The following is an 18,610-nucleotide window of genomic DNA, read 5'->3' on the forward strand; positions in this document are numbered from 1 at the left end:
CATCGGTGCCCACTCCATCCGTCGGTCCATTCCGCATGCGACAACCAGTGCGCCGCGCGCGTCGCGCGTTCCCGGACCTCCCCGACATACGCGGCGTCGTCCGGGGATCCCCACGCCGCCCCGAGCACGTTGACGTGGCCGATCTTGCGACCGGGACGCTCGCCCTTGCCGTACAGATGCACCTTGGCCTCTGGAATTCGCCCGAACAGGTGATGCAGTCGCTCGTCCATGCTCATCGTCGGGGTTTGTTGAGCGCCAAGCACATTCGCCATGACGGTCACCGGCGCGATCGGCGAGGTGTCCCCCAGCGGATAGTCGAGCACCGCTCGGAGATGCTGCTCGAACTGGCTCGTGCGCGCACCGTCCATCGACCAGTGCCCCGAATTGTGGGGCCGCATCGCCAACTCGTTCACCAGCAGCCCGCCGTCGGTTGTCTCGAACAGTTCGACCGCCAGCACACCGACGACGCCGAGCTCTTCGGCAAGGCGCAGCGCGAGACCGCCTGCGGCACCGGCGACGTCGTCGGCGAGGTCGGGAGCTGGTGCGATCACCTCCACACAGATGCCGTCGCGCTGCACGGTCTGCACCACCGGCCACGCCGCACCCTGACCGAACGGTGAACGGGCCACCAGCGCAGCGAGTTCACGCCGCATCTCGACCTTCTCCTCGACCAGGACGTCGGCCCCCGACTCCAGATACTCGGCGGCCGCCTCGCGCGCGTGGGCGATATCGCGCGCCAGCGTGACACCGCGGCCGTCGTAGCCTCCGCGCACGGTCTTGAGCACCAGCGCGGCATCCGAACCGGCCGCGAAATCGTCCACATCACCGGGCGACGTCACGGCCGCGAACCGCGGCACCGGCGCACCGAGTGCCTCCAGGCGTCGTCGCATCACCAGCTTGTCCTGCGCGTGGATCAGCGCCGTCGGCGGCGGCGCGACGTTCACCCCCTCCGCGATCAGCTTGTCGAGCATCTCGGTAGGCACGTGCTCGTGGTCAAACGTCAGCGCATCTGCGCCGACCGCCGCACGGCGCAGCGCGTCGAGGTCGTCGTGGGCGCCGAGCACCACGTCGGGGGTCACCTGAGCGGCGGGATCCTCGGGTGTGACGGCCAACACACGCAGTGTCTGACCGAGCGCGATGGCCGCCTGATGGGTCATCCTCGCCAGCTGTCCGCCGCCGATCATGGTCACTAGCGGCGGCTTCGTCGAATTGCGCGGCACGGACCTATGTTGTCATGCCGACCTAGGGTTTACCGCCGGTGACCTGCACGGGTACGCGTGACGTGGTCGATTTCCGTAGACTGCCCTGTTGTGTCCTTCACCGATGCCACGATCGCGCGGCTCCCGAGCCCGATCCGGCCGTACTTCGAACGGCACCACGAGCTCATCAAGTTCGCGATCGTCGGCGCCACCACCTTCGTCATCGACTCGACGGTCTTCTTCACGCTGAAGCTCACGGTGCTGGAGCCCAAGCCAGTGACGGCCAAGATCATCGCCGGCGTCGTCGCGGTGATCGCGTCCTACATCCTCAACCGCGAATGGAGCTTCCGCGACCGCGGCGGCCGGGAACGGCACCACGAGGCGCTGATGTTCTTCGCGTTCAGTGGCGTCGGCGTGCTGCTCTCGATGGCGCCGCTGTGGTTCTCCAGCTATGTGCTGATGCTGCGTGTGCCCGAAGTCAGCCTGACTGTGGAGAACATCTCCGACTTCGTCGCGGCCTACATCATCGGCAACCTGTTGCAGATGGCCTTCCGCTTCTGGGCGTTCCGACGCTGGGTGTTTCCGGACGAGTTCGGTCGCAACCCGGACAAGGCACTGGAGGCCACGCTCACCGGCGGGGGTATCGCCGAAGCCGTCGAGGATGTTCGCGACCCGGCTCTGCGTGGGATCGATGCGGACGGCACCGTGACACCGCTGCGCAGGCCGACCCGCCGCGCGCGGCGACTGGCTCAGCTCGGCGATTCCTCCGAGCCCAGGGTGTCGAAGACTTCGTGATACAGCAGCGAGTGGACCTCTTCCACTCGCGGAATGTCCATGAACTCCAGCGGATCCTGAGACGCTGACTCGATGATCAGCGTGCCGGTGCGCAGCATGCGATCAAGCACGCCGTGGCGGAATTCCACGCTGTTGATCCGGGCCAGCGGAATGTCGATGCCTGAGCGGGTCAGCAGCCCGTGCCGGAACATAACCCTGCGGTCGGTGATGACGAAATGCGTCGTCCACCAATTGAGGAACGGCCAGACCGTCAGCCAGATGACGATGACCGCCCACACGACCGCGATGACGATCATCACGACGTTGCGGGCGGTGGGATCCCAGTTGGTGGTGTTGACGTAGCCCGCCGCGAACGTCGCGACCGCAGTGATCACCAACAGGATCAGGATGGGACCGATCAGTCGCTTCCAATGCGGATGGCGGTGCAGCACCACATGCTCGTCTTGGGCGAGCACCTTTTCCGGATATCCCATGAGCGAAGACCCTATTCCGGATCAACCGTCCGCGGGCCGCAAGTGGACGATGTCACCTGCGGCGACGATGGTCGGCCCGCCGTCGGTGTCGATCGACAGCCGGCCCTGGTCGTCGACGTCGCGAGCCACCCCCAGGATCTCGCGGTCGCCGGGGAGAATCGCGCGGACCGGCAGCCCAAGGGTCAGGCTGCGGGCCCGGTAGTCGGCCATCAGTTCCGGGTCCGCGCCGCCGGCGCTGCGCCAGGCATCGACGCGACGGCCCAACTCGGTCAGCAGCCGAACGATGAGTTCCTGACGATCCGGCGCGGCGACGCCGAGCCCGACGAGGGATGTCACACCGTCGACGCCCACCTCGTCACCACGCAGTGACACGTTGAGGCCGATGCCGACGACGACCACCCGTTGCTCGGCGGCGACCTCGGCCAGGATTCCCGCCAATTTGCCGCCGCCGGCGAGCACGTCGTTGGGCCATTTCAATCCGGCGTCGACGCCGATGCTGTTCACGGTGTCGACGATGGCCACCCCCGTCGCCAGCGGAAGCCAGCCCCAGGCGTCCGTCGGCACCGCGGCGGCATCGATCGCCACCGACAGCGTGATCTGGGCGTATCGCGCCGCCGCCCAGCTGCGCCCTTGCCTGCCGCGGCCGGCGGTCTGGTGTTCGGCGATCAGGACAGCGCCCGCGATGTCGGCGCCGCTGTTGGCCCGCGCGATCAGGTCGGAGTTCGTGGACCCGGTCTGAGCCACCACGTCGACCGTCCGCCACACCGGGCCGCCTTCGATGGCGGCACGCAACGTCGTCTCGTCGAGGGGAGCGCGCTCAGCAGTCATTGGCCAAACGTAAGCGACGCCGCGCACGGCTGCTTAAGGAGATATTAAGGACGCGCTGTCCGCGTCGTTGGCGCCGTTCGTTAGCATCGACGCTCATGACGAGCGTTAGCGATCAGTCGGTCGAGCCCGCGGGCGAGCACGAGATCGACATCCACACCACCGCAGGCAAGCTGGCCGATCTTCGCAAGCGCACCGAAGAGACGCTGCACCCGGTCGGAGAGGCGGCGGTCGAGAAGATCCACGCCAAGGGCAAGCTGACCGCCCGTGAGCGCATCCTGGCGTTGCTGGACGAGGGCTCGTTCGTCGAACTCGACGCGCTGGCCCGGCACCGCAGCACGAACTTCGGACTGCAGGACAAGCGCCCGTTCGGCGACGGTGTGGTGACCGGCTACGGCACCATCGACGGCCGCGAGGTCTGCATCTTCAGCCAGGACGTCTCGGTGTTCGGCGGCAGCCTCGGCGAGGTCTACGGCGAAAAGATCGTCAAGGTTCAGGATCTCGCGATCAAGACCGGGCGTCCGTTGATCGGCATCAACGACGGCGCCGGAGCCCGCATCCAAGAGGGTGTGGTGTCACTTGGCTTGTACAGCAACATCTTTCACAACAACATCATGGCCTCCGGTGTCATCCCGCAGATCTCGCTGATCATGGGCGCCGCCGCGGGCGGGCACGTGTACTCCCCCGCGCTGACCGACTTCGTCGTCATGGTCGACCAGACCAGCCAGATGTTCATCACCGGACCGGACGTCATCAAGACCGTCACCGGCGAGGACGTGACGATGGAGGAATTGGGCGGCGCGCACACGCACATGGCCAAGTCGGGCACCGCGCATTACGTGGCGACCGGCGAGCAGGACGCCTTCGACTACGTCCGCGACCTGCTGTCGTATCTGCCCGCCAACAACTACGCCGACCCGCCGCGTTACCCGGCCGCGGTGCCGGAGGGCGCGATCGAGGACAACCTCACCGAAGAGGACCTCGAGCTGGACACGCTGATCCCCGATTCGCCGAACCAGCCCTACGACATGCACGAGGTCATCACGCGGATCCTCGACGACGACGAGTTCCTCGAGGTACAGCAGGGCTACGCGCAGAACATCATCGTCGGCTTCGGCCGCATCGAAGGCCGACCGGTCGGCATCGTCGCCAACCAGCCGACCCAGTTCGCGGGCTGCCTGGACATCAACGCCTCGGAGAAGGCGGCGCGGTTCATCCGCACCTGCGACTGCTTCAACGTGCCGATCGTGATGCTGGTCGATGTTCCGGGCTTCCTGCCGGGCACCGACCAGGAGTACAACGGCATCATCCGCCGCGGCGCGAAGCTGCTGTATGCCTACGGCGAGGCGACCGTCGCCAAGATCACCGTCATCACCCGCAAGGCCTACGGCGGCGCGTACTGCGTCATGGGCTCGAAGGAGATGGGCGCCGACGTGAACGTCGCGTGGCCGAGCGCGCAGATCGCGGTCATGGGCGCCGCGGGCGCGGTCGGGTTCGTGTACCGGCAGGAGCTGGCCAAGGCGGCCAAGGAGGGTCAGGATGTCGACGCGCTTCGCTTGGAGCTGCAGCAGACGTACGAGGACACTCTGGTCAATCCGTACATCGCCGCCGAACGTGGCTATGTGGACGCGGTGATCCCGCCGTCGCACACCCGCGGCTACGTCGCAACGGCCCTGCGCCTGCTCGAACGCAAGATCACGCAGGTGCCGCCGAAGAAGCACGGAAACATCCCGCTATGACCGGAGACGAGGCCGTGACCGCAGAGCACCACGACCACGAAGTGCCCATCCAGGTCGTAAAGGGCAAGCCGACCGATGAGGACATCGCCGCGGTCATCGCTGTGCTCGCCGCCGCTTCCGGTACCCCCGCCGAGCCGAGGGAGCAGGAAGAGAACCTGTGGGGGCATCCGGTCGACCGGCTGCGCTATTCGTTCTTCAGCTGGCAGAAGGTGACACTTCAGCAACGGACGCACATGCGCCATCGATGACGCGATTCGTTCTCGCGTCAGCATCGCCCGGTCGCCGTAAGGTGTTGCGCCAGGCGGGAATCGACCCACTTGTCATCGTCTCCGGTGTCGACGAGGACGCCGTCATGGCCCGTCTGGAACCGTCGGCCACCCCCGCCGACGTGACCACCGCGCTGGCCGCCGCAAAGGCGGATGCCGTTGTCGGGGTCCTCGATGCCGACGTCGCCGCCGATTGCGTTGTCATCGGCTGTGATTCGATGCTGTACCACGATGGCACATTGCGCGGTAAGCCCACCACCGTCGACGCGGCGCGCGCCGGCTGGCAGCAGATGGCGGGGACTTCGGGCGAGCTCTACACCGGCCATAGCGTGATTCGTTTGCAGGACAACGCAATAGCGTGGCGTGCCGCCGATGCCACCGTGACCACGGTGCGGTTCGCCAGCCCGTCCACAGCGGATCTGGATGCCTACGTCGACAGCGGCGAGCCCACGGCGGTCGCGGGTGGATTCACGCTCGACGGGCTGGGCGGCTGGTTCGTCGACGGCGTCGACGGCGATCCGTCGTCGGTGATCGGTATCGGACTGCCGCTGATCCGTCGGCTACTCGCCGACGGGGGCCTGTCGATCGCCGAACTCTGGTCCGCCAACCCGCTGCGCTGATCCGCCGCGTGGGTAGGCTCGCAGTGTGCCGCTACCCGCCGATCCCGCCCCCGCCCTGGCCGAGTACGCCCACCCGGAACGCCTGGTCACCCCCGACTGGCTGTCGGGCAACCTCGGCAGGCCCGGACTGGCCATCGTCGAATCCGACGAGGACGTGCTCCTCTACGACACCGGCCACATCCCCGGCGCGGTGAAGATCGACTGGCACACCGACCTCAACGACCCGACGGTCCGCGACTACATCGACGGCGCGCAATTCGCCGAGCTGATGAACCGTAAGGGCATCTCCCGCGATGACACCGTCGTCATCTACGGCGACAAGAGCAACTGGTGGGCCGCCTACGCCCTGTGGGTGTTCACGCTGTTCGGCCACCCCGACGTGCGCCTGCTCGATGGCGGGCGCGACCTGTGGATCTCCGACGGCCGCGACACCAACCTGGACGTACCGTCCAAGCAGACCACGGGCTACCCCGTGGTCGAACGCAACGACGCGCCGATCCGCGCCTACAAGGAGGACGTGCTGGAGATCATCGGCTCGCAGCCGCTGATCGACGTCCGCTCACCGCAGGAGTACACCGGGGAGCGCACCCACATGCCGGACTACCCCGAGGAGGGCGCGCTGCGCGGCGGGCACATCCCGACCGCACGGTCGATCCCGTGGGGCAAGGCGGCCAGGGACAACGGCCAGTTCCGTAGCCGCGCCGAACTCGACGAGCTGTACGGCTTCCTGTCCGACGACGACAAGACCGTCGTCTACTGCCGCATCGGCGAACGCAGCAGCCACACCTGGTTCGTGCTCACGCATCTGCTTGGCCGCGAAGGCGTGCGAAACTACGACGGTTCCTGGACCGAGTGGGGCAACGCGGTGCGGGTGCCCGTGGCCGTCGGAGAAGAGCCCGGCGAACCGACATGACGATGCCGGCCGCGCTGGCCGAGGTCGTGTCCGACTTCAAGGAGATGCAGGGCCAGGACAAGCTACAGCTGCTGCTGGAGTTCGCGGGTGAACTGCCGCCGCTGCCCGCCGAACTCAAAGAGGCGGCCATGGAGCCGGTGCCCGAATGCCAGTCACCGCTGTTCCTCCACGTCGACGCCGCCGACCGGGACAACGTCCGGCTGTATTTCAGCGCGCCCGCGGAGGCGCCGACCACGCGTGGTTTCGCGGCGATCCTGGCGGCCGGGCTCGACTCACAGCCCGCCGAAGACATCCTCGCCGTACCCGACGACTTCTACAGCGAACTCGGCCTGGCCGCGCTGATCAGCCCGCTGCGGCTGCGCGGCATGTCGGCGATGCTGGCCCGTATCAAGAAACGGCTCAGATAACGGCGAGCTGTGAAGGTGCTGTGGAGGTGAATGGGGGAAAACGTTGCGGGTAATGCTTTGCAGATGGGGGAAACGCAAGTGCAACGCCACACCGAAGCGGTAGCGGCGAATCTGGCGAGCCATGCCAGCCACGCCAAGGCCGACCTGGACCAGCACGGACTGGTTTCCCTCCGCGGCATCATCGCGGCCGAGTGGCTCGCCGCCGCGCGCGGTGAGGTGGATGCTTACCTTGCTCGCCATGGGCGGCGTGAACACAACTTGACCAACGCGGACTCCTGGGAGTGCCCCACGATCGAAGCGCTGGCCGATCACCTGCGCATCGAGACATTTCTGCATTCGTTGACGTCGCTGCCGGAATCCGCTGAATTTGGTTACGCGGGTTATCAGCAGCGAGTTCTTCGCATACTGGACGGTTCTAATGTGGAGACCCCGCCGTTCGACTGGCACTACGACTCGAATGCGTTGACGATGCTTGTTCCGATCGTCGTTCCCGCCGATGGCACCGGCCAGGTGGCGATATTCCCCGACCATCGCCCGCACCGCCGGTGGGCCGCGCTGAGCGCAGCCGAGCGACTGCTCGTGCACAACCAGATGCACGGCCGCCGGATGCGCCAGCGCTACGAGGACGACCCCACTGCGTTCACAATCCCGCTCGTCCCCGGTGATGCGTACCTCTTCAGGGGATACCGTGCGCTGCACTCCGTACTGCCCTGGTCCAAAGACACTCTGCGGGTGACGCTTGTCCTCCATTACGGCCGTCCCTACGGGGCGGAGGGTCCCGTCATCCGGGCGGTCAGGAGGTGGCGCGACACCAAACGCAAGCGGCGCACCACCGATCTCCTGGCGCACAACCGAGCACTGTGAGCGGAGCTACCCGGCAGTAACCGATACCGGTTTGGCGTGGGCGTCGTGCTGCCGCCTAAACTGCCTCCGATACATTCTTAAAGACGTTTCTTAAAAACGATGCCGTCAGGAGGCGCAGTGGCAAGTCACGCCAGCTCAAAGATCTCCAAGGTGCTCGTCGCCAATCGCGGGGAAATCGCGGTCAGGGTGATCCGGGCAGCCAAGGATGCCGGGCTTGCAAGCGTGGCCGTGTACGCCGAACCCGACGCCGACGCACCGCACGTGCGGCTTGCCGACGAAGCGTTCGCACTCGGCGGCCAGACCTCAGCCGAGTCCTACCTCGTCTTCGAGAAGCTGTTGGAGGCGGCCGAGAAGTCCGGCGCGAACGCGATCCATCCCGGCTACGGATTCCTCTCGGAGAACGCCGATTTCGCTCAGGCCGTGCTCGACGCCGGCCTGATCTGGATCGGCCCCAGCCCGCAGTCCATCCGTGATCTCGGCGACAAGGTCACCGCCCGGCACATCGCCGCGCGCGCCGAGGCGCCACTGGTCCCGGGAACCCCCGACCCGGTCAAGGACGCCGACGAGGTCGTTGCGTTCGCCAAAGAGTACGGCGTACCGGTGGCCATCAAGGCAGCGTTCGGCGGCGGCGGCCGCGGCATGAAGGTCGCCCGCACGATCGAAGAGATCCCGGAGTTGTTCGAGTCGGCCACCCGTGAGGCCGTCGCGGCGTTCGGCCGCGGTGAGTGTTTCGTCGAGCGCTACCTGGACAAGCCGCGCCACGTGGAGGCTCAGGTCATCGCCGACACGCACGGCAACGTCGTCGTCGCAGGCACCCGCGACTGCTCGCTGCAGCGCCGCTTCCAGAAGCTCGTCGAGGAGGCGCCCGCGCCGTTCCTGACCGACGCGCAGCGCAAGGAGATCCATGAGTCGGCCAAGCGGATCTGCAAGGAGGCCGGCTACTACGGCGCAGGCACCGTCGAATACCTCGTCGGCCAGGACGGGCTGATCTCATTCCTGGAGGTGAACACCCGCCTGCAGGTCGAGCATCCGGTCACCGAGGAGACCGCGGGCATCGACCTGGTCCTGCAGCAGTTCAAGATCGCCAACGGCGAGGCACTGGACATCACCGAGGATCCGACGCCGCGCGGGCACGCGATCGAGTTCCGCATCAACGGCGAGGACGCCGGCCGCGGCTTTCTGCCCGCGCCCGGCCCGGTCACCCGGTACGACATCCCCACTGGTCCCGGTGTGCGGCTGGACTCCGGCGTCGAGGCCGGTTCGGTGATCGGCGGCCAGTTCGACTCGATGCTGTCGAAGCTGATCGTGTCCGGGGCCACCCGCGAGGAGGCGCTGGCCCGCTCGCGCCGTGCGCTGGCCGAGTTCCATGTCGAGGGCTTGGCGACGGTCATCCCGTTCCACCGCGCCGTGGTGTCGGACCCGGCGTTCATCGGTGACGGCGAGAAGTTCGACGTGCACACCCGGTGGATCGAAACCGAGTGGGACAACACCGTCGAACCGTTCACCGGCGGTGAAGCGATCGAAGAGGAAGACACCATTCCGCGGCAGTCGGTCGTCGTCGAGGTGGGAGGCCGGCGCATCGAGGTGTCGCTGCCCGGCGATCTGGCCATCGGCGGTGGCGGTGGCGCACCGGCGGGCGGCGGCGTCGTCCGCAAGAAGCCCAAGGCACGCAAGCGTGGTTCGCACGGCGGCGCGGCGGCATCCGGCGATTCGGTGACCGCACCGATGCAGGGCACCGTGGTCAAGGTGGCCGTCGAAGAGGGTCAGGAGGTCGCTTCGGGCGACCTCGTGGTGGTCCTCGAGGCGATGAAGATGGAGAACCCGGTCACCGCGCACAAGGACGGCGTCATCACCGGCCTCGCGGTCGAGCCAGGTGCGGCCGTCACGCAGGGCACGGTGCTCGCCGAGATCAAGTAGGCCTCAGCCGGGAATCGCGCTAGTCGGACGTGACGAGGCTGTTGCGCTGCAGCGGCGTGCCGAAGTAGCCGGCCTCGGGGTCGACGACGACGGTCTTGGTGTCGTCGCCCTGCCGGGCCAATGTGTCGCGGGCCATCTTCTCGAACGGGATCTTCTGCGGCCCACCGATGTTCACGACACCGTTGAGCGGTCCGCCGACGGCGGCGCGCGCGACGTCGGATGCGACCCTGTCCGCAGGAATGGGCTGAATCAGCGCATCGGGAACGCGCACCTCGTCGCCGACGGTCATCGATCCGGTGATGGCGTCGGTGAACTCGGCGAACTGCGTGGCGCGCACGATGGTGTAGGGCATGCCGGATTGACCGAGCAGCTTCTCCTGCGCGACCTTGGCCCGCATGTACCCGCTGAGCGGCAGACCGTCCACACCGACAATCGACAGCACGACATAGTGTCCGACCCCGGCGTTCTCCGCGGCTGCAACCACATTCGCCGTCGCCGTGGTGAAGAACTCCAACACCGGCCCGTCTTCGAACGACGGAGAATTCGTGACGTCGACGAGCGCGTCGGCCCCGGCCAGCGCCTCCCCGAGCCCGTCGCCGGTGAGGACATCCACACCAGATCCACGCGATGCCGCGACGACATCGTGCCCGTCAGCCTCGAGTAGCGCCACCACCTTGGTGCCGATCAGACCGCTGGCACCGATCACTGTGATCCTCACAGGCCATGCCTACCATCGACAGGTGGAGCCCGTGGAGATTAATGCCGGCGCTTGGTATCTGCGCGCATTGCGTGAGGACGAGTTCATGGACGACCGCCCCGCGCTCGCGGCAATGGGCGAGTCCGATCCGGGCCATGTGGCGCGCTGTACGGCGCGATGGGCCTCCGACACCGGGTACACGTGGGCGGTCTGCGAACCGACGACCGGTGAGATGTTGGCCGAGGTGAGTATCGATCCGGCGGCCGGCACTCTGCGGTCCAGAGCGCGCGACGGTCACCACGACGCCGTCGCGGTGGCCGAGCAGTCGGTGCGACGCTTCGCGATGGCGATGCTGGGGCTGACGATCCCCTGATCCGATCGGCGGCCGATCACGGGGAATCGATGTCGCGGCCGGTCGCCAGGTCAGCGCAGTCCACAGCGGCGACGTCTGGGCGCGCCGAGAGAAACGCGCGCGCGCCCTCGTCGCCGCGCAGTCCTCGGAGTAGTTCGGTCCAGTGCCGGTTGGCGATGACGACGGGGTGGCCGGGCGTGTCGCCGAAGTACGCGCGCGCGAGGCCCGACGTCGATGATCGCGCCGCGGCCAGCACGCGGTCCACCACTTCGGCGCCTACGTCGGGGGTGTCGACGGTGTGCAGCACCGCGAAGTCGGCCTCGACGGCCGACAGACCCGTACGCAAGGATGTGGATAACCCGTCTGACCAGTCAGTCGCGATGACGGCGCGGGCGGGAGCAGGCACATCGACGATCGCCGCGCCCAGCACGACGACCACGTCGTCGCACCCGCCATGGTGTAACGCCGCCACCGCTGATCTCAGCCACTCACCTTGTGCAGCAAGCACTTTGGGCATACCGAAGCGCGCGCCCGCCCCGGCGGCGAGCAAAATACCGGCGGCCGTGGTCGACATGTCGACAAGTGTGGGTCCACCAGGCGTTTCATACAAACGCGCGCCGAGTCCAACGCCGTGAACTGGACTTATGACGTCCGCGTCATTCACGTTGTCGTTTTCGATCGTGAGGCGTAGGGTTCAAATCAGGTTGAAATCACAGCCAGCTGCAAACGTCATCGACGTGCAGGGCTGTGGCCCTGCAGCCAGGCTTTCAAAAGCGCAGGGCCCAATTTGACGTGAGCCACAGTACGAATCGATGTATTCACCACTGATGGAGTCACAATGTCTACCCGAACACACGATGCTCCGACGCCACCGGAGTCTTTGATCGAGCGCGCCGAGTCGCACTCGGCCCATTTCGCGACCCGTTCGCTACCGCCGGACACCGCGGTGGTCACGGCGCACGGCGAGATCGACGCAGCGAACGCGAACGCGCTCGTCGACTACGCGCTGCGACACGGCGATCGCATCAACCGATTGGTGCTCGACTTGAGCGGCGTCGATTTCTTTGGCACATCCGGCTTTTCGGCGCTGCACACACTCAACGTGCGCTGCGCCGACGAATCCATCACCTGGGCTTCAGTGCCCAGCCCAGCGGTCACGAGGCTGGTGCAGATCTGTGATCCCGATTCGCTTCTGCCGTTCTTCGGCGGCGTCGACACCGCCCTGTCGGCGGTACAGGGTGAGCCGCCCCGCCTACTGCAGTTGGTCCCGCAGCCGCGCTAGAGATTTCGCGAGCAACCGGGACACGTGCATCTGCGAGATACCTACCCGTTCGGCGATCTGGGTCTGCGTGAGCGATTCGAAGAAGCGCAACAGCAGAACCGTTCGTTCCCGCTCGGGCAACGCTGCGAGCAAGGGCCGCAACGCTTCTCGGTTCTCGATCTGATCTAGTCCCAGGTCGACGTCGCCTATCGTGTCCGCGATCGCGGGCGCGTCCTCGTTACCTCCACCGCCACTGTCGATGGACAGCGTGTTGTAGGAGCTGCCCGCCACCAGACCCTCGACGACCTCGTCGCGGTCCATCTCCAGTTCGATGGCCAGTTCCGAGGCGGTGGGTGCGCGGCCGAGCCGCTGAGACAGTTCAGCTGTGGCGGCGCCCAGCCGCAGGTGCAATTCTTTGAGCCGGCGGGGCACCTTGACCGACCAGCTGTTGTCCCGGAAGTGTCGCCGGACCTCGCCCATGATCGTCGGCACCGCGAACGACACGAAGTCCGATCCGGCGTTCACGTCGAAGCGGATGACCGCGTTCACCAGGCCGACACGGGCGACCTGGACGAGATCGTCGCGGGACTCGCCGCGCCCGTCGAACCGACGGGCGATGTGGTCGGCCAGTGGCAGGCAGCGTTCCACGATGCGGTCTCGCTGTCGCTGGAAGGCCGCGCTGTCTTGAGGTACGCCTTCGAGTTCGCGAAACATGTCCGCGACATCCGCGTACTCAGAGTTCGATCGCGACGACGAACCCTGTGACGTCGAAGGGCTCACTGCAACGAGCTCGCTCGCCTTGTCGTCATCGAGATCCCGAAGACCTGTCCTTCCTCAGGGCCCTGCCCGTCCTGGAAAGTCTGTACATCGTCGGTCAGTGAGCTCAGCACGTGCCAGCTGAAGCTGCCGGGGGCCAGGATGTCGGGGCTCTTGCATGGCGCCGATGCGTGGATGACGACCGCGTCGTCGCGCGGATCGACGACGAGCAGCAGTGTGGAATCGGGGACCGCGCAGCGAATGAGGCGCGTACACGCTTCGTCGACTGCCAACCGCAGATCGGCGACGGAGTCGAAGTCCAGATCCTCGTATGTGGCGACCGCCGCCACGAGCGTGCGCAGCACTGCAAGATTTTCCAGTGTGGCGGCGACCCGAAGTTCGACCGACCCGGCGTTCCGTAGGTGCCCGTTCTTCGTGTTGGCAACGTCGGCCATTTGACCTCCCGGCAATATCGAAGCGAGGTTACCCCAGGTCCGCTCCCGGCTAACCACGGGAGTTCCCGCGAGCAGTCGGTACCAAAGTGTGGCATGCGCTCAGGCCGGGTAAACCCCGGTCATGAAGTACATGGGGTCGCGCAGTCAGCTCGGCGACGCAGACCCGGGCGGCACCCGGGGACTGCGCCGAGTCATCGTGACTGCCGGACTGGTCCTGTTGGCGTTGATCTTGATCTTGGTGGCGATATATGCCGGGGCGTTCCTCATCCTCGCGCCGATGATGCAGTGATACCGCAGATGAGCCTGTCCAGCGTGGTCCGTGATTCGCCATGGTCCACGTCCCTTACCCTCGCGTGGTCGTCCGCCAAACATGCGGCTTCGTCGTAGCGATCTCCGTGGCCCCGGACTGCGCCGAGTCCGGCGCGGCCGCGGGTTCTCCTATTACGACGCGAACGGTGCGTCGATCACCGATGCCACGACGCTCGAGCGCATCAAACAGCTTGTGATCCCTCCGGCTTGGAAGAGGGTGTGGATCTGCCCTCATCCCAACGGCCACATCCAGGCGGTGGGAACAGACGCCGCAGGCCGGCGCCAGTACCTCTACCACCAGAAGTGGCAGCAGGACCGGAACGAGGAGAAATTCGACCGGGCCCTGGACATGTCGGCGGCGCTACCCGACGTGCGGCGCCAGATCGCATCGGACCTGAGCGGGCGGGGGCTCACCCGCGATCGGGTGATCGCTCTGGCGCTGCAACTGCTCGATCTCGGCTACTTCCGTTCGGGGTCAGAACAGTACGTCGAGGAGAACAACTCCTTTGGCCTCGCGACGTTGCTTTGCGAACATGTGACGCTGCAGAGTGGCGCGGTTGAGTTCGACTATCCGGCCAAGAGTGGCGTTCGCCGCACCCTGCTGATCGAGGATCCTGAGGTCGTCAGGTCGGTGCGTTCGCTGATGCGCAGACCGCATCGCGGCGAGCGGTTGCTGGTGTGCCGCAACGGTTCCGGGTGGACCGACCTGCACGCCGACGATCTCAACAGCCGGTTCAAGGAACTCGTCGGCGACGAGTACACCGTCAAGGATCTACGCACTTGGCACGGCACGGTGCTGGCGGCGGCGGCATTCGTGGACGCCGATCCGCCGGAGAACAAGTCCGTGATCAAGCGCGTGGAATCGGCGGTCATGAAAGAGGTCGCCGAGGAACTCGGCAATACCCCGGCGGTGGCGCGCCGCTCTTACGTGGATCCCCGCGTCGTCGAGGGGTATGAATCTGGCCTGACTATCGCGACCGCCGCCAAGCGCGCCGCGAAGACCCGAGCCCCAGCCAAGCGGCAAGAGATTCTGGACCGCAGCACCGCACGGCTGATCCGCAAGGTCGCAAAGAGCTAGCGCCGGGGCCGTAGGAGACCAAAAACTCAAGCACCAAATCGTTTTCGGATCCGGGACGAGGGTATCCTCGAGCATCATGCGCGACGATCAAGACCTCCCCTACGACATTCCCGATGCCGACGCCGCCGACCAACTACGGCCGGTGAGCGAGCCGGGTCTGGACGAGGAAGCAACTGCCGAGCCGCCAGGCGAATTGCCCCTCGAGGCCGCCGCCGCCGACTGGCAGGAACAGCTGGAAACGGTTGACATCGACCCCGAAGACGATCGCGTTTAGCGTCCACAGGCCCGGGTAACCCTTGGATCGCGGGGCGATCCCCGCGGCCCCACGCTCAAGAAGTGGGCTGGACCGATTCCACTACATAGCGGAAAGGCAACGTATGACTGAGAAGAACAGTGGCCCCGAAGAAGGCATCAAGGGCGTCGTCGAAGGCGTCAAGGGCAAGGCGAAGGAAGCTGTCGGCACCGTGACCGGCCGTGACGACATGGTCCGCGAGGGCGAAGCCCAGCAGGACAAGGCCGACGCCCAGCGGGACGCCGCCAAGAAGGAAGCCGAAGCTGAATCCGCACGCGGCGGAGCCAAGGCAGCCGAGGAGCGTCAGAAAGCCGAGCAGTAGCCTCAAATTCTCCACGGAAAAGGCCCCAGCCAACCGGCTGGGCCTTTTTCGCTTTCGTGCGTCCTAACTACTTGGTCGCTGACGCAGGGCATCGGGATGCTCTGCGTACCAACGGTCTTCGATTCGCCGCACCCTCAGGTGCTCGATCATCAGCCATCCGCCGCCGGCGACGAATCCGACGCCGGCGAAAGAAGCCAGCATCAGCCCGACGTCATGGTGCTTGGTGGCGAATGCCGCCAGGCATGAGACGAACAGCACCAGGGCCACTCCTATCAGGATGAGCCCCGGCATGATTTTGTTGTCTTTCATTGACTCCCCGGCATGCGGGCGTGTGGTTCGCGCATGGTCTACGGGATCCTTTGGGCCTTTCATCGGTACTCCTCTCTAGGCATACCTGTGGCCGCCCTAAATGGGCTGATTCAACGGTAGATCTACCCCGCTCCGCTGGGGGAGAAACGAACATCGCAGACATGCTCGGCCATCAACTCGCTGCTCGATGGCGCCGGGCTGGGCTTGAGGCTGCACACGAGTGCAACCGCCGTCAGCGGCTGATCAGTCATCCTCCGAACACCGCAGGTCCGGCCAGCGACGGCAGGCTCATGGTCAGCACCAACAGCATCATCGTCAGCAGGAGCCAGCCGACGCCCTGCCATGCCCACCACGTTTCCTGCCTGCGCCACGTCTGGTACGTGCGGAAGAAGGCGCGCAGCCCGCCGAACAGCAGGATGATGGGTGCCCCGAGGGCAAGCAGAGTTCGCTGGGGTGCCCCGCACGCAACCGTGTCCGCCGTCGCGCCGCTGCAGGTACTCACCCAGACGGCGGCGGTGAACAGGAACGCGATGCCTGCCACCGCGAAAGCCGCGCCGAAACGCACAGCATCACGCACGTTGGCGTCGTCTTGTCGCACACGCTCAGGGCTTTGGTACACGGCCGGACTCTCCCGAAAGTCACCGATGGGAACGGGTTAGAAGATTCCCTGCGCGTTGAACTGGTAAACCCGAGATCCGGCGGATCTCGTCCCGGGTCGCGGCGACGGGATCGACGCTTTCGCATATCGGACTGCGTGCGGCGTGGCTGGTAACCGATGTCGGCGCGCGCCCCTACCATTCGCCGCGTGGCGCTGAAGTGGCAATTGCTCGCCGCGGGCTGCCTCGGCGTGGCCGCCTGGATGCTGGGCGGGACGCCGGGGTGGAGCCTGGTGGTCGCCGCGGCGGCTCCGTTGGTCATCGTCGCGGCGCCACACTTCATCCGCGGCGCGATCCACGGCATCAGTACCCCGCATCCACGCGAGGATGTGACAGCCGCGATGTCAGGAACGGAGTTCGAGGACTACGTTGCACGGATCGCGCGGTCCAGCGGGGCGCCGGTGATCATGACGTCGACCACCGGCGACTGGGGCGTCGACATCGTCGTCGGCTGGCGCCCCAATCGCGTTGCCATTCAATGCAAACGACAGGCGCGACCCGTCGGCGCGGGCGCGATCCAGGAGGTCGTCGCGGGTGCGCCGATGCACGACTGCGCCAGCACCATGGTGGTCACGAACCACGAATTCACCCCTGCCGCACGCAAACTGGCGGAGCTTCACGGTTGCGAACTGGTCGGCGGCTCCGATCTGCCCCGCCTGCGGGCGGTCATCCGACGCCTCACAGCGCCCACCACACCGACCGAGGTTTAGCGCAGCGCGTCGCGCACCGCGTCGACCGCGGTGTCGATCTCTGGGCGCGATACCGTCAGCGCGGGCCGGAACCGCACGCTGTCCGGTCCGCTGGCGAGCATGATCACGCCGCGGTCCCACAACTTGCCGATCAGCTCGTCGCGCAGCGCCGCGCTGGGCAGGCTGAAGGCGCACATCAGACCGCGTCCTCGAACGTCGAGCACCAAGTCTGGAAATTCCTCGGCGAGCTCAGCGAGCCGATCGAGCAGGTATCGACCCGCATGGGCGGCCCGGATCATCAGCTGGTCGGACTCGATGACCTCGAGGATGCGCCGAGAGCGCACCATGTCGACGAGGTTGCCGCCCCACGTCGAGTTGATCCGGGAGCTGACCGCGAACACGTTGTCGGGCACCTCGTCGACACGGCCGCCGGCCATGACGCCGCACACCTGCGTCTTCTTGCCGAATGCGACCACATCGGGCGCAACCCCCAATTGCTGGTACGCCCAAGGGGTTCCGGTCATTCCGCAGCCCGTCTGCACCTCGTCGAAGATCAACAGTGCGTCGAATTCGTCGCACAGTTCACGCATCGCTGCGAAGAACTGCGGCCGGAAATGGCGGTCACCGCCCTCACCCTGGATGGGCTCGGCGATGAAGCACGCGATGTCGTGCGGGTGGGCCTCGAACGCCGTTCGGGCCTGGCGAAGCGACTCCGCCTCGAGGGCATCCATGGCTTCATCGTCCAAGCCGGGCCGGGTAAACGGCGCGTCGATGCGCGGCCAGTCGAACTTCGGGAAACGGGCGACCTTGTTGGGGTCGGTGTTGGTCAGCGAGAGCGTGTAGCCGCTGCGGCCGTGGAAGGCGCCGCGCAGATGCAGCACCTTGGAACCGAGGGCGGGGTCGATCCCATTCGCCTCGTTGTGCCTGCTCTTCCAATCGAACGCGACCTTCAACGCGTTCTCGACGGCCAGCGCTCCCCCGTCGACGAAGAACAGGTGAGGCAGCGCCGGGTCGCCGAGCACGCGCGCGAAGGTCGACACGAAACGCGCCATCGGCACCGAGTAGATGTCGGAGTTGCTGGGTTTGTTGACCGCCGCCTGGGCGAGTTCGGCGCGGAAGTCCTCGTCATTCGCGAGCGCCGGATGGTTCATCCCGAGGGCCGACGACGCGAAGAACGTGAACATGTCGAGGTAGCGCTTGCCGGTACGGGCGTCGACCAGGTACGAGCCGGAAGAGCGGTCGATGTCGAGAACGAGGTCCATACCGTCGGCCAGGATGCTGCGGGCCAGCACGTTGTGGACGTCGTCCGGACGGACCAGCGAGGCCGCGGAGACATCTTGGGCAGAGTGCGTCAGGACAGCGGTCATAAGCCCCATATTAACAGAAGTTTTACGGTCAAATGACCCATGAGCCGTA

At 66.3% G+C, this 18,610-nt stretch carries 25 protein-coding genes and 1 pseudogene; 15 read left to right on the forward strand and 11 right to left on the reverse strand.

What is annotated here, in order from left to right:
- Positions 1 to 1,184: 5-(carboxyamino)imidazole ribonucleotide synthase (locus M1248_RS09725; RefSeq protein ID WP_317148287.1), on the reverse strand; the 1,184-nt coding region annotated here is incomplete at its 3' end.
- A gap of 126 nt (positions 1,185 to 1,310) precedes the next feature.
- Between M1248_RS09725 and M1248_RS09730 the strand changes: the two genes are divergently transcribed.
- On the forward strand, positions 1,311 to 1,994 hold the full coding sequence (locus M1248_RS09730) for a GtrA family protein (protein ID WP_163736135.1): 684 nt from the start codon (positions 1,311 to 1,313) through the stop codon (positions 1,992 to 1,994).
- Here M1248_RS09730 and M1248_RS09735 read toward each other — a convergent pair.
- Together M1248_RS09735 and M1248_RS09740 are read right to left on the reverse strand one after the other, a co-directional pair.
- Complete coding sequence (locus tag M1248_RS09735; RefSeq protein WP_163736132.1) at positions 1,949 to 2,467, reverse strand: PH domain-containing protein; 519 nt, start codon at positions 2,465 to 2,467, stop codon at positions 1,949 to 1,951. The genes M1248_RS09730 and M1248_RS09735 overlap by 46 nt on opposite strands.
- Before the next feature lie 21 nt (positions 2,468 to 2,488).
- On the reverse strand, positions 2,489 to 3,295 hold the full coding sequence (locus M1248_RS09740; protein ID WP_163736130.1) for a biotin--[acetyl-CoA-carboxylase] ligase: 807 nt from the start codon (positions 3,293 to 3,295) through the stop codon (positions 2,489 to 2,491).
- Positions 3,296 to 3,390: 95 nt separating this feature from the next.
- On the opposite strand from M1248_RS09740, the gene M1248_RS09745 reads away from it, so the two are divergent.
- The 7 genes from M1248_RS09745 to M1248_RS09775 all read left to right on the forward strand — a co-directional run bounded on the left by M1248_RS09745 (position 3,391) and on the right by M1248_RS09775 (position 10,018).
- Positions 3,391 to 5,031, forward strand: coding sequence for an acyl-CoA carboxylase subunit beta (locus M1248_RS09745; protein ID WP_163736126.1), 1,641 nt, complete (start codon positions 3,391 to 3,393; stop codon positions 5,029 to 5,031).
- Positions 5,028 to 5,279, forward strand: a complete 252-nt coding sequence (locus M1248_RS09750; protein WP_163736123.1) for an acyl-CoA carboxylase epsilon subunit — start codon at positions 5,028 to 5,030, stop codon at positions 5,277 to 5,279. The genes M1248_RS09745 and M1248_RS09750 overlap by 4 nt, the downstream gene beginning before the upstream one ends.
- Positions 5,276 to 5,917, forward strand: a complete 642-nt coding sequence (locus tag M1248_RS09755) for a Maf family protein (RefSeq protein WP_163736120.1) — start codon at positions 5,276 to 5,278, stop codon at positions 5,915 to 5,917. Before M1248_RS09750 ends, M1248_RS09755 begins: the two co-directional genes overlap by 4 nt.
- Positions 5,918 to 5,942: 25 nt before the next feature.
- Positions 5,943 to 6,830, forward strand: coding sequence for a sulfurtransferase (locus tag M1248_RS09760; protein ID WP_163736117.1), 888 nt, complete (start codon positions 5,943 to 5,945; stop codon positions 6,828 to 6,830).
- Entirely contained in the window at positions 6,827 to 7,237 is a 411-nt protein-coding gene (locus M1248_RS09765; RefSeq protein ID WP_317148209.1) for a SufE family protein, read from the forward strand. Before M1248_RS09760 ends, M1248_RS09765 begins: the two co-directional genes overlap by 4 nt.
- 63 nt (positions 7,238 to 7,300) lie before the next feature.
- Positions 7,301 to 8,101 (forward strand): hypothetical protein, encoded by an 801-nt coding sequence (locus tag M1248_RS09770; protein ID WP_317148210.1) that lies wholly within the window; start codon positions 7,301 to 7,303, stop codon positions 8,099 to 8,101.
- Between the two features lie 117 nt (positions 8,102 to 8,218).
- The gene (locus M1248_RS09775) at positions 8,219 to 10,018 is read left to right on the forward strand and encodes an acetyl/propionyl/methylcrotonyl-CoA carboxylase subunit alpha (RefSeq protein WP_163736108.1); all 1,800 of its coding nucleotides are present in this window, start codon (positions 8,219 to 8,221) and stop codon (positions 10,016 to 10,018) included.
- Positions 10,019 to 10,037: 19 nt separating this feature from the next.
- Here the strand turns inward: M1248_RS09775 and M1248_RS09780 are convergent, their stop codons facing one another.
- The gene (locus M1248_RS09780; RefSeq protein ID WP_317148211.1) at positions 10,038 to 10,736 is read right to left on the reverse strand and encodes an SDR family oxidoreductase; all 699 of its coding nucleotides are present in this window, start codon (positions 10,734 to 10,736) and stop codon (positions 10,038 to 10,040) included.
- A 22-nt stretch (positions 10,737 to 10,758) separates the two neighbouring features.
- On the opposite strand from M1248_RS09780, the gene M1248_RS09785 reads away from it, so the two are divergent.
- Positions 10,759 to 11,088, forward strand: a complete 330-nt coding sequence (locus M1248_RS09785) for a hypothetical protein (RefSeq protein WP_163736103.1) — start codon at positions 10,759 to 10,761, stop codon at positions 11,086 to 11,088.
- 16 nt (positions 11,089 to 11,104) lie between these two features.
- Here M1248_RS09785 and M1248_RS09790 read toward each other — a convergent pair whose 3' ends face one another.
- On the reverse strand, positions 11,105 to 11,641 hold the full coding sequence (locus tag M1248_RS09790) for an NTP transferase domain-containing protein (RefSeq protein WP_163736100.1): 537 nt from the start codon (positions 11,639 to 11,641) through the stop codon (positions 11,105 to 11,107).
- Between the two features lie 264 nt (positions 11,642 to 11,905).
- Here M1248_RS09790 and M1248_RS09795 point away from each other — a divergent pair, with 264 nt between their 5' ends.
- Positions 11,906 to 12,349 carry an STAS domain-containing protein gene (locus tag M1248_RS09795; protein WP_317148212.1) on the forward strand — a complete coding sequence of 148 codons (444 nt, stop codon included), beginning with the start codon at positions 11,906 to 11,908 and terminating at the stop codon, positions 12,347 to 12,349.
- Here M1248_RS09795 and M1248_RS09800 read toward each other — a convergent pair.
- Complete coding sequence (locus M1248_RS09800; protein WP_410506649.1) at positions 12,320 to 13,042, reverse strand: RNA polymerase sigma factor SigF; 723 nt, start codon at positions 13,040 to 13,042, stop codon at positions 12,320 to 12,322. The two genes, M1248_RS09795 and M1248_RS09800, sit on opposite strands and share 30 nt — an antisense overlap.
- Positions 13,043 to 13,104: 62 nt before the next feature.
- Complete coding sequence (locus tag M1248_RS09805; protein ID WP_163736090.1) at positions 13,105 to 13,539, reverse strand: ATP-binding protein; 435 nt, start codon at positions 13,537 to 13,539, stop codon at positions 13,105 to 13,107.
- 121 nt (positions 13,540 to 13,660) lie between these two features.
- Between M1248_RS09805 and M1248_RS09810 the strand changes: the two genes are divergently transcribed.
- The 4 genes from M1248_RS09810 to M1248_RS09825 all read left to right on the forward strand — a co-directional run bounded on the left by M1248_RS09810 (position 13,661) and on the right by M1248_RS09825 (position 15,540).
- Positions 13,661 to 13,828: a hypothetical protein gene (locus tag M1248_RS09810; RefSeq protein WP_317148213.1), complete on the forward strand. Its 168-nt coding sequence runs from the start codon at positions 13,661 to 13,663 to the stop codon at positions 13,826 to 13,828.
- Between the two features lie 81 nt (positions 13,829 to 13,909).
- Complete coding sequence (locus M1248_RS09815) at positions 13,910 to 14,926, forward strand: DNA topoisomerase IB (protein ID WP_317148214.1); 1,017 nt, start codon at positions 13,910 to 13,912, stop codon at positions 14,924 to 14,926.
- 76 nt (positions 14,927 to 15,002) lie between these two features.
- The gene (locus M1248_RS09820) at positions 15,003 to 15,200 is read left to right on the forward strand and encodes a hypothetical protein (protein WP_163736084.1); all 198 of its coding nucleotides are present in this window, start codon (positions 15,003 to 15,005) and stop codon (positions 15,198 to 15,200) included.
- Positions 15,201 to 15,303: 103 nt separating this feature from the next.
- Positions 15,304 to 15,540: a CsbD family protein gene (locus tag M1248_RS09825; protein WP_163736082.1), complete on the forward strand. Its 237-nt coding sequence runs from the start codon at positions 15,304 to 15,306 to the stop codon at positions 15,538 to 15,540.
- A 63-nt stretch (positions 15,541 to 15,603) separates the two neighbouring features.
- Here M1248_RS09825 and usfY read toward each other — a convergent pair whose 3' ends face one another.
- From usfY to M1248_RS09840, 3 genes and pseudogenes are all read right to left on the reverse strand, one after another.
- Positions 15,604 to 15,912 carry a protein UsfY gene (gene usfY / locus M1248_RS09830; protein ID WP_163736079.1) on the reverse strand — a complete coding sequence of 103 codons (309 nt, stop codon included), beginning with the start codon at positions 15,910 to 15,912 and terminating at the stop codon, positions 15,604 to 15,606.
- Between the two features lie 89 nt (positions 15,913 to 16,001).
- Positions 16,002 to 16,100 (reverse strand): annotated as a pseudogene (locus M1248_RS09835) (flavodoxin); the annotation flags it as partial.
- A complete protein-coding gene (locus M1248_RS09840) occupies positions 16,097 to 16,468 on the reverse strand; it encodes a hypothetical protein (protein ID WP_317148215.1) in 372 nt (123 codons plus the stop codon). The pseudogene M1248_RS09835 and the gene M1248_RS09840, both read right to left, overlap by 4 nt.
- A gap of 156 nt (positions 16,469 to 16,624) precedes the next feature.
- Between M1248_RS09840 and M1248_RS09845 the strand changes: the two genes are divergently transcribed.
- Positions 16,625 to 17,215 (forward strand): restriction endonuclease, encoded by a 591-nt coding sequence (locus tag M1248_RS09845; protein ID WP_410506648.1) that lies wholly within the window; start codon positions 16,625 to 16,627, stop codon positions 17,213 to 17,215.
- On the opposite strand, the gene lat is transcribed toward M1248_RS09845, so the two are convergent.
- The gene (gene lat / locus M1248_RS09850; RefSeq protein ID WP_317148216.1) at positions 17,212 to 18,561 is read right to left on the reverse strand and encodes an L-lysine 6-transaminase; all 1,350 of its coding nucleotides are present in this window, start codon (positions 18,559 to 18,561) and stop codon (positions 17,212 to 17,214) included. The genes M1248_RS09845 and lat overlap by 4 nt on opposite strands.
- Positions 18,562 to 18,610 lie beyond the last annotated feature (49 nt).

The organism is Mycobacterium sp. 29Ha, assembly GCF_032883055.1.
GTDB lineage: Bacteria > Actinomycetota > Actinomycetes > Mycobacteriales > Mycobacteriaceae > Mycobacterium > Mycobacterium gallinarum.